This window comes from Deltaproteobacteria bacterium HGW-Deltaproteobacteria-2 (genome assembly GCA_002840505.1).
In the GTDB taxonomy this organism is placed as follows: Bacteria; Desulfobacterota; Syntrophia; order Syntrophales; family Smithellaceae; genus Smithella.
The window spans coordinates 247,394-264,191 of the sequence record PHBC01000003.1; the positions used below are offsets into that span (position 1 = coordinate 247,394).

Annotated in this window: 13 protein-coding genes; 9 read left to right on the plus strand and 4 right to left on the minus strand. The window is 40.8% G+C overall.

All coding sequences use genetic code 11. The annotated features are described in order from the left end of the window. The first annotated feature begins 1 nt into the window (after window position 1). The 7 genes from CVU62_08125 (at window position 2) to CVU62_08155 (ending at window position 10,800) form a co-directional block, all read left to right on the plus strand. On the plus strand, window positions 2–457 hold the full coding sequence (locus CVU62_08125) for a hypothetical protein (protein PKN37682.1): 456 nt from the start codon (window positions 2–4) through the stop codon (window positions 455–457). Between the two features lie 10 nt (window positions 458–467). Next, window positions 468–5,132, plus strand: a complete 4,665-nt coding sequence (locus CVU62_08130; protein ID PKN37683.1) for a hypothetical protein — start codon at window positions 468–470, stop codon at window positions 5,130–5,132. A gap of 109 nt (window positions 5,133–5,241) precedes the next feature. Next, on the plus strand, window positions 5,242–6,393 hold the full coding sequence (locus CVU62_08135) for a hypothetical protein (GenBank protein ID PKN37684.1): 1,152 nt from the start codon (window positions 5,242–5,244) through the stop codon (window positions 6,391–6,393). 42 nt (window positions 6,394–6,435) lie between these two features. Beyond that, window positions 6,436–7,122: a hypothetical protein gene (locus tag CVU62_08140; protein PKN37685.1), complete on the plus strand. Its 687-nt coding sequence runs from the start codon at window positions 6,436–6,438 to the stop codon at window positions 7,120–7,122. Window positions 7,123–7,452: 330 nt separating this feature from the next. After that, window positions 7,453–8,013: a hypothetical protein gene (locus tag CVU62_08145; protein PKN37686.1), complete on the plus strand. Its 561-nt coding sequence runs from the start codon at window positions 7,453–7,455 to the stop codon at window positions 8,011–8,013. Window positions 8,014–8,669: 656 nt separating this feature from the next. Then, window positions 8,670–8,942 (plus strand): hypothetical protein, encoded by a 273-nt coding sequence (locus CVU62_08150; GenBank protein ID PKN37687.1) that lies wholly within the window; start codon window positions 8,670–8,672, stop codon window positions 8,940–8,942. Between the two features lies 1 nt (window position 8,943). Continuing rightward, a complete protein-coding gene (locus CVU62_08155; GenBank protein ID PKN37688.1) occupies window positions 8,944–10,800 on the plus strand; it encodes a hypothetical protein in 1,857 nt (618 codons plus the stop codon). A gap of 270 nt (window positions 10,801–11,070) precedes the next feature. On the opposite strand, the gene CVU62_08160 is transcribed toward CVU62_08155, so the two are convergent. The 4 genes from CVU62_08160 to CVU62_08175 form a co-directional block, all read right to left on the minus strand. Continuing rightward, window positions 11,071–11,133 (minus strand): hypothetical protein, encoded by a 63-nt coding sequence (locus tag CVU62_08160; protein ID PKN38054.1) that lies wholly within the window; start codon window positions 11,131–11,133, stop codon window positions 11,071–11,073. 146 nt (window positions 11,134–11,279) lie between these two features. Next, window positions 11,280–11,843 carry a hypothetical protein gene (locus CVU62_08165; protein ID PKN37689.1) on the minus strand — a complete coding sequence of 188 codons (564 nt, stop codon included), beginning with the start codon at window positions 11,841–11,843 and terminating at the stop codon, window positions 11,280–11,282. A 680-nt stretch (window positions 11,844–12,523) separates the two neighbouring features. Then, window positions 12,524–14,323, minus strand: coding sequence for a hypothetical protein (locus tag CVU62_08170; protein ID PKN37690.1), 1,800 nt, complete (start codon window positions 14,321–14,323; stop codon window positions 12,524–12,526). 439 nt (window positions 14,324–14,762) lie between these two features. After that, complete coding sequence (locus CVU62_08175; GenBank protein ID PKN37691.1) at window positions 14,763–14,870, minus strand: hypothetical protein; 108 nt, start codon at window positions 14,868–14,870, stop codon at window positions 14,763–14,765. A gap of 126 nt (window positions 14,871–14,996) precedes the next feature. Between CVU62_08175 and CVU62_08180 the strand changes: the two genes are divergently transcribed. Further along, entirely contained in the window at window positions 14,997–15,203 is a 207-nt protein-coding gene (locus tag CVU62_08180; protein ID PKN37692.1) for a hypothetical protein, read from the plus strand. Between the two features lie 481 nt (window positions 15,204–15,684). After that, the gene (locus CVU62_08185) at window positions 15,685–16,773 is read left to right on the plus strand and encodes a hypothetical protein (protein PKN37693.1); all 1,089 of its coding nucleotides are present in this window, start codon (window positions 15,685–15,687) and stop codon (window positions 16,771–16,773) included. The last annotated feature ends 25 nt before the right edge of the window (window positions 16,774–16,798 follow it).

A 16,798-nucleotide genomic window follows, 5' to 3' on the forward strand; every position in this document is an offset into this window, starting at 1 on the left:
AATGGGACTCGAAACAGGCTTGGCAGTAGCCGGTATTGTGGCCTCGGTTGCCGGGACTCTTATCACTGCCTCGCAGCAAAGCGATATGTCAAATTACAATGCTGCGGTTGCGAATCAAAACGCTGAAGCGATTGAAGACAAGGCCGCTTATGATGCCAAAATGCACAATCAGGAAGTCAGAAAGATGCTGGCAACGCAACGGTCTCTATACGGCAAATCAGGTGTTTCTTCTGAAGAAGGTTCTCCGCTTCTGGTGATGAACGATACCGTAAAACAAGGCGCTATGGACGCTCTGGCTATTCGCTACGGCGGAGATGTTGAGGCTGCAAAACAAAGAAGTGCGGCAAATCTTTATAAAATGGAAGGGAAAAATATAAAGACTGCCGGAGCGATAGGCGCCGGAACTACACTTTTGGCCGGTGCCGGGAATCTTTATAAATATTACGTGAAGAAATGAGGGCCATGTAATGTACGATCCGTTAGGAATAAATCAAGAAAAACCGCAATACGACCCGCTGGGCATCAATCAATCTCTTGCGCCTCAAAGCAATATGCCTTCTTTCGATATTAAATTATCTCCTGAAGAAATGGCGCAAATCCAAAACAAGATTGATGATAAAACCTACACCACAAAAGAAGGCATGTTCTTCTCTGACGGAAGTTCTTTTCTCCTGAAGGACAGAAAACAGCCCGATAATGAGACGGTTATTAAAACTGCTGACAGCAGCAAATCATTTTTTGATGATGTAAAAAGTTTTCTCTTTGAAGAATCTCCTTATGTTTCCAATGCTCAGGCAATGAACGCTTATCAAGTGGCGCGTGATTTAAAAATCCCCATTAATAAAGTTGATAAAAATGTCATGCGCCAATACGCAGAAAAACAAGGCGTATATACTCAACCGGAAAATAAAGACTTCTTTACAAAACTTGCCCTTGCTCCGGTGACTGTCGGATTAATGACCTCACCATTATCTACTTTGTTTGGCCTCGGTACTTTTGCCGGATTATCAGAAATAGAAAACTTTGCCGTGTCTAAAGCAAAAGGCGAATCTTACGAATTTGGAGCGGGCAAGGGAATGCCTGATCTTGTGCCGGAAAATACAAGTGAGGGCGTCAAAGATATTCTTTGGCTCTCTGATATGGCCTGGCAAGCTGTCGGTGCTGGTGTTTTAACTGCAGGAGCTAAAGATTTATCCGGTAAATTCGTCAACAAGTTCATGCGGGACGTAACGGAAGCTTACAATCTGCCCAGCAAGGTTTATATTTCCCCGGAGAAAATAAGGGAGTTTCACGGATTGGGGCGGGAAGACGTTATTTCCCCGGAAGTATCTGACCTTCTGAAAGATACCAATTTGACGCGCGAGGATTATGTTGAGGCTCTTAAAAACGGCATTGACATTGAGATACCTACCGAAAAGATTGTCACTCATAGAGATAAGCCTTGGGTGCAAAAATTAAAGTCTTATTTTAAAATTTCTCCATTTGAGGAAACGGTAAAAACTCCTGCCGAAAAACCACAAGCGAAAAAACCCGTTGCCGGATTGATTGAAGGTCAAGAAAGAAGCATAAATGATATTGTGAGGGATATTGATTTTTTTGCAAGGCAGACATTAGATGAATCTGGGGAGGTATCCAGAAGGCTTCTTGAAGGTGAAATATTAGAGGTTCATAATCGTCTAGCAAAAGACTTTGAAGTTTTTAAACAAAGAGCCAAGGAATCAGGGAAGGATGTCTTTAAATATATGGTTGACAATGGAATAAGCGAAAAAGCCGCTAATTCCATGTTGAGATTAGTTAGAACATATGACCTTGATAAACGTGAAAACAAAGAAACGTGGTTGCTGACGGGCTGGAAAAACGAACCCCCTGTTGAATCCGGAGAGGTTAACGGCTCTTCCGAATCTACGCTCACCGAGCCTATGCGTACTCGTCCCGATGAGGGTGCAGGGGTTAAGAATAATATAGCACTGGAAAATGAATTTGTCAAGAATGAAGAAGCGGACAATATAAACGCTCTTTTGAATATGGCGGCGGTTCAGGACAAAGCCGCCGGTGATTTAACGGAAAATCCCTCTTATGATGCTATCCGTCAAAAAGCCGCACAGCTAGCCTTTGAAATAATCTCAAAGAAAATAGATTTTCAGAAGCGAAAAGCACAAGCCGCTTTAAAACGTCAAGGTGAGGAAGCCGCAAGACTTACGCCTGTTGGTCAAGCATTGGATTACATTCTAGAAAAGGGCGGGATCAGCAAAAAAGCAATTTCCAATTATTACGATAAAGACACGGTAAAAGAATTAATGCGTAAACGTCCCGGCCTTATTGCCAATGAAGGCACGTTGGAAATGGACGTTGTAGCGGATCAGTTTGGATTTGAAACCGATGATGACCTTGTAAACTCTATTCTCGATTGGGAGGGCATAAAAGCCGAAGGCGTAAAGCAGGCTGAATCTTTCGATAAGTATTACAGTGATTTGATTTCTAAAGCCGAATTGGAAGATTTTCATATCAAGTTATTGGAAGAAGAAGAAAAAATACTTTCCCGATTGCTGAAAGGCAATGCTCCGAAACCAGCAAAGGGATTGAAGAAATTTATCCGTCAGGAAACCGGTCAGGTCCGCGTAGATGAATTAATGATTTCCGAATATGACGCGCTTACTGCAGCCATGAAAAAAGCTGAACGGGCATCACGCAAGGCCTTCAGAGAAGGGAATATTGAAGGCGCTCTTGAAGAAAAAATCAGGCAAAAGGAAATTGCGGAAAGGAAGAAAGCGCGGCTTCAGGCAAAGCAGGAGGCCAAAGATATTCACGATGACATATTATCAATAATGAAAGATGATAATCTTCCTGTTGACTACAAAGAACGCATTGAAGACTTTCTTTCTGATTACGACCTTTATCCCCGGAGCGATAGAACACGCAAGCGAATCGAATCCACAAGAGAGTTTATGGATAGAATGGAGGAGGAGGGCGAGGATGTAAGCATTCCCAAGTCTCTGTTGAGCAAGATTGAGCGTTACGGCCGCATGCACTGGAAAGAGTTAAATCTTGATCAACTAAAAGACATTTACGATCAGGTCAAGATGATGGCTCATTTGGGCAAACTTAAAAATGAGTTAATCGCGGCTCAAAAAGGCAGAGACTACAATAACACCGTTTCGACAATTCTTGATTCCATACAAAAGAACTGGCCCAGCGTCAATATTTCTCCTGAGCAAACAGAAACAATGCTTTTGGAAAAATCAACGTGGCAAGAATTCAAGGAAAAGAAAAATGCTTATTTCAATGAACTGGTGAAGCCAGAATATATTTTCAGGCGTTTGGATAAATGGGAAGAATTAGGTCCGGTCTGGACTTCACTATACAAGCCACTGCAGGACGCTTACAATAAAGAGGCTATTGGATTAACAGATATAACAAATAAGCTTCAAGTTATCTTCGAACCATTCACAAAGAAGGGCGGGGGAAAGTGGGCACGCGAGAAATATAAAATAGAGGGCGTTCCCCAAATACTGACCAAAGAAAAGATGATACTTGTTGCCCTGAATACAGGCAATGAAGGAAATTTGAACGCTTTGCGTGAAGGTTTACAGTGGAATGATGACCAGATAAAAGCAGTAATCAGTAAATTGACAGAGGAAGAATGGAAATTAGTTAAAGACGTATGGAATCTTTACGACGAAATGTTTCCTTCTCTGTCCGATGTTTACCTGAAAATGACCGGCGCCAAGCTGCAGAAGGTTGAAGGCCGTTATCATCCTTTGGTTTTTGATCGCACTCTTTCATGGATAGCCGATAAAAACGCGGCTGAGGCTGATAATAGAGACTTTTTCCAGACAATTTATACAAAACCAAAGCCTGAAAGTGGATTCACTGTTGAACGTAAAGGCGGAAGGCTCGCGCCTAAACTTGCATTCGATGCTATTTTTAAACACCTTGCGGACGTAAATCATTATGTCAGTCATGTAGAGGCCGTTCGGGACATTCAAAAATTAATCAGTGATCCGCGCATCAGGGCGGCAATCGAAAGTGCACCGGAGGGCATAGGCGGGGCGGACGCATACAAACAGTTAATGCCATGGCTGCAGGAAATCGCAAAGCCTAAGACCGACCCGCTATCACTGACCGAATCAGCGTTAAAGACTATTCGCAAAAATACAACCTCGGTTGCCCTGGCGCTGAAATTCTCCGTTGCCGCGTTTCAATGGCTCGGTACAACGCAATCCATTGAAGCCGTGGGGCATAATCAGTTTGTCAAAGGTTTTGTTGATTTTTATACTCACCGTCAGGACATGGTTGAAACAATCAAATCAAAATCTCCGGAATTGGCTAACCGTTCTCAGTCCTGGGATCGTGAATTACGGGACGCTTACGGGAAGCTCGGCCTTGAGAAGTTTAAAGGATCTCAATTACTCAAGGACGCTTATTTCTCGTTAATCACGCTCATGGATATGGCGGTTGCTTATCCGACATGGCAAGCCGCTTATACTCAGGGAATTGAAAAATTCAAAGGTGATGAGACGCAAGCAATTAACTATGCCGATATGAAGGTACGGGAGAGTCAAGGCAATGCGCTGCCTAAAGACATGGCGGCAATCCAGAGAGGCGGAGAACTCAAGAAAATGGTTACAATGTTCTATACCTTCTTCTCGTCAATGCACAATCAGGTTTCAGAAGCTCAGACAAGATTTAAGTACGGGGATAAAAACATAATCCAGCTATTGAAAAGTTGGTGGTGGATCGTGGTCGCTCCGGCCATTCTTCAGTACATGATGACAGAGCGCAAAGCGCCCACACCAATTAAGATTGCAAAGGAATCATTTCAATACCGGATGGGCGGCTATCCCGTAATCAGAGACATAACATCATCGGTTTTTGGTGAGTACGATTATCAGTTTTCACCCGCGGCGCGTTTTGGCAAAGTAGCCGGAAAAGCCATAGGCGAAACAGTCAAACTACCTACTGATGATGGGGAGTTTGATAAATGGCTGAGGTATTCGTTTGAAAGCGCCGGGTATTTAACAGGATTACCCACAGGACAGGCATTAATCACAATGAAAGGATTTAACGACTTAGCCAATGGCGAAACAAGCGATTTGACCCGTTTATTAATGAGAAAACCAAGAGAGGATTAAGTCATAACTGTATCCAGCGAAGAAGCGTTGAAAAAGGATTGATCCATTGACAGTTAGCTCATCATATAGTAATCAAAGCCAATCTCAAAAAGGTCTTGGAAGTGAGATCATGGCTGAACTTATTGCGCGGGGATCAATTAGCTGTCAGCGTTGCGGAACGACAAGGCGGGAAAGAGTTTGCCCGAAATGTGGTTATGATGCCTGTGTTATTCGCATATCGGTTAAAGGAAAACGCCTTAGAATCTACCATGATAAAAACGGGATTGCCCTTTCCTTCTCAATGGCTTTTCAGGCATTAACTCAAATCAACAAAGAAATAAAAGACCGTTCTTTTAATATCAATGATTGGCTTCAACCTGCTATCATTGAAAATAAATTCAAGAATAAATATGATGTCTGGATAAAGCAGAAAACCATCGAAGCCGAAGCTGGCCGTTTTTCATTTGAGACCCTGAAGCTGTATCAATCCTATAAGAAAAATCACTATGGTCCGCTTTATGAGCTTGATGTGCGTGAAGTTGAGCTTTCCCATTTGCAGGAGCTTGTAAACGGCTTTACGGGATTATCTGAGAAGTACGTCAAAAACCTTGTCGACTGTCTGAAAACGTTTTTTAAATGGTTGAATAAATGGGAACGGGTAAGGTTGCCTATTTTCCCGGATATTGAAATCACGACCGGCGAGACACAAAAAGCAATTTCCTACGAAGAGCAAATTGCAACTATTGAACGCTTTCCGGCGGAGCATCAAGATATTATGTTCTTTATTCGTGAAACAGGATTGAGAGTTTCTGAGGGGTGCGCTCTTCAGGTCCGCGACATTGATTTGCCTGGTGCCCGAGCATTGATTCAAAGAACCTATTCCGGCTATCGCCTTGTTGAAAAAACGAAAGGCAAACACAAGAAATGGATTCCTTTGTCAAGACGTGCTTTTGAAATAGCACAAAGACATGTTACCGGGCGCTTCGGTGCAGATTTCCTCTTTATTAATCTATCTACAGGCAAGGGATATAAACCATCCTACCTAAGGGATTTGTGGGCCTCGTATGGCATAAAAGGACTTAAGTTATACGAAGCAACGCGGCATAGCACTATTACTGATTGGTCAAAGAATGCTTCAGCATTTCAGGTTAAGGACTTAGCACGGCATGGAGATATAAGAACATCTGAAAAATATGTTCATAATGCTATGACTGACTTACGGGAAGTTGTGAACCGGGATAATGTAGTGCCACTTCAATCTAATATAATTAACAAGACATAAATATTTAGTCGTTTAAAATAATGTTGTGTAAGGATATTTAGGATGTCATCACTTATCTTCTATACTGATAAATCACAAATTATGGTTGCCACAGACACGCTTGCCACTTCACCTGATGGTGAACCTTTCATGTTTACTACCAAAGCTTTTTTTGTGCCGCATCTTAGGCTAATCATCGCTGGCACTGGTGTAGCTGGATTTCTCGGAAAATGGTTCATTAAAATAAACGACAGGATGATTGTAAGAGGAATTGATCACTTAAATTATCACACACCCAGTAACCTTTCGCTCATTTGGCAAGAGCACAAAGAAGAATTTTCAATCCCTGATACAGTTACATCTACGATTTACCATTTAGGATTCTCCGAGGAAACTAAAGAAGTACATGTATATGCTTATCGATCAACAAATGACTTTGAATCAGAAACCCTCTCTTCTCTTGCACTCATCGTAAAACCTGAATGCAACATTCCAAAACCTTACGAACTGCCCAAGGATTTTAAAACAATGATGAATGATCAAAGAAGAAGCCAATCTCTCAAGCCTAAAGAAGAACGGATCTATATTGGAGGTGAAATTCAAGTACATCATCTCACAACTGATAGTTACGTTGCCCACATTCTGGAAAAGTTCGACGATTTCGATGAAAACGAAAATGCTATTTATGAAAACTTTAAAAATAATAATTCATTCCGTGCCGATAGCGTGCCGATAGACAAAAAGGCATAATGTTAATTCAAATACTTAGAGCGGATTGCAAGTTTTCGATTCCCATGCACTTCCGCCAATATATTTGCAAATTCCTGTTTTTATCGAATAACTTACTTTAACCTTCCGACTTTAAGCACCCCATACTGGATTTGAACTAAAGTTATTTCTTTCTTCCTGAAATCTTGTTTTTGATATTTTCTCAATTCATACAACCTTTCAATCCGTAACAAACACAATTTGCACCAAATGATAATCATTGTCACTACACCCAATTATCAATAATCTTGACAGTTTTAATCATCTCGGCTATTTTAGAATTATGGTAAAAAATAATGAAGGAGAACAATCATGCAGAAAACCAAAATAATAATATATGCACTCATAGTATTTCTGCTTTTACCTTCGATCATTTTTGCAGAGACACAGGAAATGAAGGGACATAAAGTTGTCAAGGGGGACACCCTTTGGGATATCACCCAGACTGAATTGAATGATCCATTCCTATGGCCCAAGGTCTGGAAAGAAAACCCCTGGATAAAGAATCCTCACTGGATCTACCCCGACCAGATAATCAAAATTCCTCTTTATCTTATTCAAAAGGGAAAAAGCGAAGAGGAAGCCACGACCAAACCCACAGCGGCATCTCAAGAACCTGCCATTGTCGCGGACCAACGCTATAAAGGAATAGAGGAGAAAACCACTCCGAAACCCACAGCGGCATCTCAAGAACCTGCCATTGTCGCAGACCAGCAATATAAAGGAATAAAGGGAATTGTTTTGTATGACGGGACTGCTATTGAAGGACAAATACTCTTTATGAGTGCTGACATCGTAAAGATTCGCACAAAAGATGGAAATACATCATCATATTCTTTTATTAAGGAAGTCCAATTTTTTATCAAAGAATGAGAAATACGATTGTTGTAAATTGAACTCTAAAACTGATTACAAATGGTAATTCTCAATTCTGACAACTGCCAACTACTGAACAGTAGTAGATAAGAAATAATTCTTACGATTCGGAAATCTGATTTTTATTGCTTACTTCCTGAAAGAAATAAATCGTCAATCTTAATGAATATACAACATTGCAATCCGTTATAAACAGAATTCACGCCAGATGACAAACATCCGGCTGAACTAACCACATCCCCTCAACGTATCCCTCAAAATATTGAGGCTCCACCAAATACTGAGGCAAAGCGAATCATTCCAAACCATGTTGACGCTGTTTACTTTTAATTTAACATCACGTTATTAATGGATTAATACAATATTCTGACTCTACCTCGGCTATTGGCAAACTTCTTGCTATCACATAGGCATGTTTATTTTTTTTGATAAAAAAAGTGGTCATTGTCATCATAATAAGGAAGATCCTTCCTGGCAAGCGCAATGAATTTTTACATACATTTCTGTTCCATAAGAACGGATAAGCAATGTAATCGCTGCGGCGATTGCCAGAGTAAAGCCTAGTAATCAACCATGTCACTAATAAAGTTGGAATTTAAATTCTAATTATAGAGATCGTTATAAAAATAATATTATGAGGAGGAAAAGAAACTATGGACGGAAAAATCAGGGTGACGTGCCGGATTATGGCAGCCTGCGCACTAGGTTTATTTCTAGTTCAGGGCGCGATGGCGGCGCCGGCCGAGAGGGCCAGTAAGGCAGCAGACAGAACGTTGCGGACAGAACTAAAAGCCTTGCATCAACAGGAGAAGATAGCGAAATCACCCGAGGAACGTAGTGCAATTCGGGCGCAGATGATGGAGAAGAGACATCAGGCTCTTATGGAGAGGAAAGCTCAGCGCTCAGTAAAACGGGGGGTGAAATAATATGAAGACAATAAAACTTATCATTATCACGATCTGTATTGCAATGCTTTGCGCTTGCAGCAGCAGCGATGACAACGGCGGCGGAACTAACTTGGGAGTTACCGCAATTGGCGGCACTGGTTCAAACGGCAGTGGCGGTACTGGCGGCTCTTTCTACGTTGAATCCGATGGCGCAATCAAGGTTTTGAAATCCGGCTCCGCCGACGCCAGTTTCACCATGCCAGCGGAGAGCAGTTACAATTTCGGTGACTACGGATATACGGTCTCGGGAGCAGAGGAGATCCTTCTTGCTACCGATGTGCCGGCAAATTACGCGGGCCTCTATATGATTTCCGGCGACTGGAGCCTCTACAAGGCCGACGGCACAGGAAGTGCAGGTAATCCAACTGCGGCTTACACCGTTTCAGGTCTCAGTGTGCCGTTGGGAGCAACGCTGACGATCAATGCGGATAATAATTATTATGGCGGGAGTGACCTCGGCGCATACCTTGAATTTGACAATGATATAGTTATTGATGGCACGCTCAAGACAGGCGCGGGTTACAATTACATCTATTTATATAATGCTAACTCATATTCGAACAATATCGTCGTGACGGGTACCGTCACCACATCCGGTGAAAATTATGGCTGGGTAGAGTTCGACGCAGGCAGACATTTCTACAACAGCGGGACTATTGATGCCAGTGGAGGCGACAACGCGACAGGTAGCGGCTACCAGAGCTACGGTATCTATATCTATGCCTACACGGGCAGCGTTTACTCCAAGGGTACCATAAGGGCCAATAACGGTAATGGCGGCAACGGTGCCGGTGGTGGCCAGGATCAAAATTATGATTATATCTATCTTTATGGCGGATATAACGAAAACTCTAGCGTCGATCCCATTAACGGCGGCAGTGTTATTGTCAGCGGCACTATTGAGGCTAAGGGCGGCAATGCCGGCGGCGCGACAGGCGGCGACGGCGGCGGTTGGGGTTATTCGTATTTCGTTACTTATGGCGGCGACATGATAGTTAACGCATCCTTAAACTTCAGTGGCGGCAACGCTTCGGGCTCAGGTTACACCGGTGGAGAACCTTACGGCGCCGATTTTTACTGCTACGGCGAGAGCTATCGCCGCGTGGGCGTCTGCCAGATATCGGGTAGTTTCAACGTGAACGGCGGCAATGGGGAGGCCGGCGGCAATGCCGGCTATGTGGAAGTTTACTCTTCTTATAGTGGCAGTAGCGATTACAACTACCTGGGCCAGGCTCCCGACGTGGAACTCCTCGGGTTTAGCGACATCAACCTCAGCGGCGGCAACGGCACGACACAAGGCGGCAACGCATCGGATTGGTCTTACGAGTTATACACCTACGCACCTTACAGCGAGTATTATAGCGAATACCTACCTGCTTACCCGATCATCTCCGAGGCTAATGTCACGGCCAAGGGTGGCAACGCATCGGCATCAGGCGGTATCGGCGGCACGGGCGGATATGTCGAGCTGGCCACCGATTACGATTATAATTATGGTACGTCGATCACAACGATTACGCAGAGCGGCACGATTGACAATAGCGGCGGCAATGCTACGGCATCAGGCGGTACCGGAGGCAACTCTTACGACATCTATCTAGGGAGCGGCAATGGTGGATACTGCTGGAATGTGACGTCGACAGGCAAGCTGACATCCAAGGGTGGCAACGCATCGGCATCAGGCGGTATCGGCGGCACGGGCGGTTACATCAGTCTGTATTCCGACGAAGTCGATACGGTTTACACACTGACTAACCTTAGCGTGACGGCTGGCACGGGTACAACAGCCGGCAGCAGCGGCTCGGCATGGGTTGATGGAGCGCAGATGCTTCCTTAATAATTGCATTTATTAAGTAAACAGAAAGGCCGCCGGGCAAATGCCTTGCGGCCTTTCTTATATGGTGTGCCAGTTTTATGGATAAAGGTTTGTAGAATTAATGAAGTAGAATGTAAGTTACATTACTAATGTGTTGATAATCTAATTTATGGATTATTAATTGAGGATTACGAATGGCAATCCTTAATTTAAATGAATGCCGAATACTGTGGATAAGTAGGTGAAAGAAACACTTTTACTTTTTTTCTTTCCATCGGTGTTAGTTTACCACTACTTCACCGCTTCTTTAAATGCCCTTGCTGGTTTAAACTTTGGTGTAAATTTAGTTGTTATTTTGACTGCCTCCCCTGTCCTCGGATTCCTTCCTTTTCATGCTTTTCTTTTGATAAAAATAAAAATGCCAAAGCCAAGGGGGTTGAATTTCAATCATTCCTAGCTTTAGTGAATACTAACTTCTTTTAGTTTTTGATAAAATACTGTCAGTTATTGCTTTCTATTTTTGGAGAGCTCGTTATTTCGGCAATAGATTTGTTATCTGTAACAGTCTTGTTATCTGCAACCGGTTTATTATCTTGTTTATCTGCTTTTTTAAAATATTCTTTTGCCTTCTCAGATTCTTTAATTGGTATTTGTAATTCCCACCATTGTGTTTTATCATAGCTATAACGAATAATTTTTTTATCTATATCAATTTCATAATTAGGAAATACAGAATAAAGGTTAAGCAACATTAACGGTGTGAAAAATAATATATCCAAAACAAGATATGAAATTTTAAGATCCATAGGAAGTTCCCCATAGACAGGTTCATATCCCTCTTTTTCGGCTACAAACAAATAATTACCGAAGGTTGTAACTCCAAAACTATCTTCCAGCGGCATAGATGAGTATTTTTTTTCATCTATCCTTAAAGAAACATTGGACTGAGGAGAACTAATTTTCGTCATTGCAGTGCAACCTGAAATAAAAAAACAAATCAATGTAATAATGGAAATTGTCTTTGTATTGAATCTTCTCATTCTGAATGCAAAAGTCTTTTTCATATCCACTCCTTTGTTTTAAAAATTTTTTCTTATCATTGATTAATGAACATACCTGCAAATGTTCTGTGTTGAGCAGTTCTAATCCCTTTTTCTTATTGTACTGGTGAAGCTATTATTGTGAGGCATTATTTTGAATGGCGATATATATAAAGAACATTATTGTATGTCAAGAAAATCTTTGCCTTAAAGTGTCGTATGTAAATTTCTTATTAGCGATTGAAAGGTTGAATGTTTTTCTCAGATGAAACCTTCAAGGTTAAGGGGGAAAATTTTTATCCTTTAACTTTTCTTTAACCTTAACATTCTCACTGTTGTTAATTAATTGATATTACTAAATTAATTATAATAGCGGACGAATTCGATTCCCATGCACTTCCGCCAAATATATTTGCAAATTCCTGTTTTTATCGAATAAATTTCTTTAACCTTACTACTTTAGCGTTCCATACTGGATTTGAAATTTGAGTGGTCCATTTTTTCAAATTGTGTATGAAAAATGGGTATACTTGGAAGAGATTCTATGTGTTCCTAAGTAACAATAAATGTCAAAGGATTATAACGTCATGTGGGTAGGATATTATCTTTAATAATAATTAGAAAAGGAGAAAAGCATGGACAATAATCAAGACTTTTAGAGAGAGGGACAGCTTATGGCTGTCCCTCTCTCTCGTTCTTTTTACCTATTTGAGAAACTTGTTAAGATCAACATGTACCCATGGTTCGTCATAGTAGCCATGGAGAACCCACATCTGAAGTGATGTGGTATCCATAACCACATGGTGGCCACCTACTGCCTGTGTTGTTGAGGTTCCATAGAAGGAACCGCTTCTCTCCTGATCGTTTGGGTTAAGAAAGTCGATAAGGTACATGGCAGTCTGTGCATCGATGTTACCATAATAGTTTAAGATATATGACATCATGGTTCGATAACGCCACTCAGATTCCCTTCCTCCTCCCTGCTCGGTGTCTATGGTATGGTAGAATATGCCTGCTTGCGTCAAGTTCATCTGCGGTAGGATATAGTGGTTGCTCATGCCCACCAGATCAGGCTTATTCTCTATCTGTGGAGGAAAGGCAGAGATGCTGGTAGTTGGTGCGCTCGAAACTAGAGGATCAGTCATTTGGATTACTATTTGGTAGTTATTTAATTCCTCCGGGTAAACATACGCAGCTGATCTTACTGCAACACCGTATTTCGGGTGAAGGTAAAGATTGCCATATCCTTCAGTAGCAAGGTTAACGGTAGTGCCAGCAGCATTTATAATGCTGAACTGGATCGGACTTGGTAAAGCAGCATAGGCCGCACCAAATCCAGGAAGAATTGCTGAGAGCGTACTAAAAAGTCCGCTTTGGTCCGGAATCATACTGTTGGTAACAGTCTCCAACGCGACGGAATTATTTTTGTCTGATATCTGTAAGAGCCAGGAAACACCGCGGGACGTATTGCGAACCCTGTCAATCGCGGAGCGAGGGTCATATTGATTCTGATTGGTATTCCCCAGATATTGCGCAAACTGGACAACATCCCTGCATAGGAGCAAGACCCCCATACCGGTGACTAATGCCCTGTTTTGCCTGTTTGGTACCATATCCATACCCATGCTCACGCCCATTGCATTCATGCCGGTAGGGAAGCCTACAAATCCGGGCACAGAAGCCGCCACAAAGGGAAAGCCTTCATTAGGTTTTTGTACTATTAAAAGGGCCTCGTCAGAAAATACACCGCCACCCGTGGTAAACATAAAGTCCCTTCCATGATAGACTCTGCCATCTAAGGTTCCATTCCCGAACACAGCGAATTCATTACAGGCGAGACTGCCACCTTGATAGATAAGGCTATAGAGTATATCAAACCCTACATTGATCATCTCTACTTCATTATAGGTTATTTCTTTATTGATCCCATTTTCTGCGAAATAAGCCATTGCTCCATCAGCGATACCCTGCATCTCATCTTTGTACCTCTGGGGAACGGCATAGTCCTGGGATCTCACTGCTATCAATAATACATTTTTAAGTTCATCCACAAGTTCCTGGGGTATCTGGTCGCCAGGCGCTCCATTATATACACTTATCTGGCCCCTTAGAAAGTTATCCACATAGTCATGTGTCATCCGATAAACCCCGTTAGAACAAAGGTATCCCTCGGCAAAACCCCTCTGATATGCATCCGTCTTGCCTCTTGTTGCCGGTAATGTGTTTAATTTGGCACCTCCTTGCAGATAGAGAAGCCTTTTCTTGTTTTGATATGACCCGCCGTCATTGTACTCTGCCAGGAATGATTTGCCATATCTTGCTATAACGGTATAATCATCCTTTAGTATAGGGACGGAATAACCAGGAGGAACAGGGGATGCAAGGGTAGGAGGATCCTGAGCAACAGGGCCGCTGTTAGCTCCAACATTTTTTGAAAAACCTGCCAGGACAAGACAAACAATTGCTAAATAAAAAATACTTAATACCCAGGCATATCTTTTCATAATACCTCCTTTTAATATCTCTCCTAATATATTTTTATGTTGTTCATTAACTGCCACGACACAACAAGGAAAACTGTACCTTACGGAAATGTCTGCTAATAAATCAGCAATTTGTCAATCAACTAATGAGTCTGAATTAATGCCGTTTTGAATAATTTTTGAAACTGTATATCTTACTGGCTTCTGTGTCAATATGATATTTCTTTCATGTTAAAAGTAAGTAATAATAAGATGTTGTAACATATAAGCTGTTCAGTTTGAAATGTTGTGTGAATTGGAAAAATTAAAAAAGCGACACTATCAGAAGAAGTTTTTATCCTTTAATTTTCTTTAAACTTCCGACTTGAAGTACCCCATACCGGATTTGAATATTGTCCACTCAAGAGTTCTTTCACTGTTTTCCCTCCATCAATCTTCGTTTTTCCCAAGGCTTAAAAAGCTACGTCACCGTTTCATTAAATGCCATTGCTGGCTTAAATTTTGCTGTAAATCTGGCTGTTATTTTTATTGTTTCACCAGTCTTTGGATTTTCCTCTTTTAAAAACAATGAATAGTGTTATTATAATATTAAACTAAAGCGATGTTTGGCCAGTATAATACCATTGATGAAGATGACTTTAAGAAAGCTATCAGAATGTTGAAGTAAATAACATTTAAAGAAAGGAATCGCAAAATGGCTTATAAAGAATTATTAAAGAAGCAGATTGGAAGAGAATGCACATTTAACCCAAACCATACTAAATGTACGATTAATTTTGGAGCGCCGGAACCTTTTGCAAGTGAGGGAATCATTGATGATGTTACCGATGACTATGTAGTTATAAAAAGTCAAGGCGGAACAATGATTTATCTTCTCGTTAATACCGCAATATCTTATTGATAAGATGAAACTTCTAAACTTTTGCGCCTTCGTAGGATTCCGAAGCACATGAAGTTCTTCAACTTATAAATATCAACACAGCACCTCACATTTTATATTCAATTTTTCATTTCAGCTTTTATTTTTTTTTGTTTGCATTCAGCATAAGCAACATTTGCCAGAGGGTTACCTGAATTGATAAATAAAGAATTGCTGAAAAGTAAAATAACGTATGTTACAAGTAACCCGGGTCAGGTTAAGATGCTGTGACCATCTATCATTTATCGTATGATATCATTATAGTAGATAACAACTCTGATGATAATGCACGATTTGTTTCGAAGAAATCGAGAAGAGCTTCGAATCAATAATAATATATGCAATGGGAAATAGACGCTTCATAAAAGATAGTTTCAATATTAAATTAATTTTTGTCATATATTGCGATTCGTATAATGGACAGTGAAATGGATATTCATTAAATCATAATTATAGGCGAGTTATGTTGTCTCTTTTTCGTAAATATTTTAGAATAATAAGTTTTATTCACTCCAATTATTTTTCAAAAGGGCCTGTCTGTGTTGATATTGAGTTGAGTAACAAATGTAATTTGAAATGTAAAATGTGCTGGTTTCATGGTGAAAGTGGGATTGGTGATAGATATTTAAATTCAGAGATGACGACAGCAGAAATATTAGGGTTAATAGATCAGTTAATCGTGTATAGGCCTCATATATATTTCGGAGGAGGTGAACCATTTATCCGGGAAGACTTCTTGGAAATAATTGCTTATGTAAAAAAATTCAATTTACAAGCATCATTTACAACAAATGGAATTCTTTTGGACAAACAGAAGATTCAGAAAATCGTACAATTGGGTGTTGACCATATTACTTTTTCAATCGATGGGCCCGAGGCGTTACATGATAAAATGCGCGGACAAGGTAATTACAGAAAAGTAATGTCTAATATGCAGCATTTTTTGAATTGCAAACAAGGGGAAGACATTACAAAGCCTCTAATAACTGTAAATATAACTATTAGCCCTTCGATTGTTGGTCATTTAAAAAAAACTATTAACTCAATAAAAAAAATGACCGGAGATAAGGTAGATTATTTTACAATCCATCATCTTTGGTTTATTACTCCATCTGAGTTGCAGCTTCACAAAGTAACCGTTAATAAAAATATTGACAGAACAGCTCCTGGATCGGGATCTCATTGCATCCCTTTTTCTCAATGCATTGATTCAAATGCATTGTCCGATGAAATATTTCAGCTAAGAAGTGAGGAAAAAATTAAATTCTTTCCAAATCTTAAAGGCAAAGCAATTAACGAATTTTATTCTGATGGCTATAGGTTAAAGAAAAGATGTGTGGCACCTTTCCTTGCAGTACTTGTGAAACCTAACGGCGATTTAAAATTCTGTCCTGACGAGTGGATTGATGACTATATACTTGGCAATATCCGTGAGAATAGTTTTGAAAATATTTGGAACTGTAAGAGTGCCAGACATTTCAGATCAATAATCTTTCGGGAAAAACAGTTTCCCGCCTGCAAAAGATGTAGTTGGATGCATAACACTTTTTAAGAAGATTAAAAGCCAGGATTCTTAT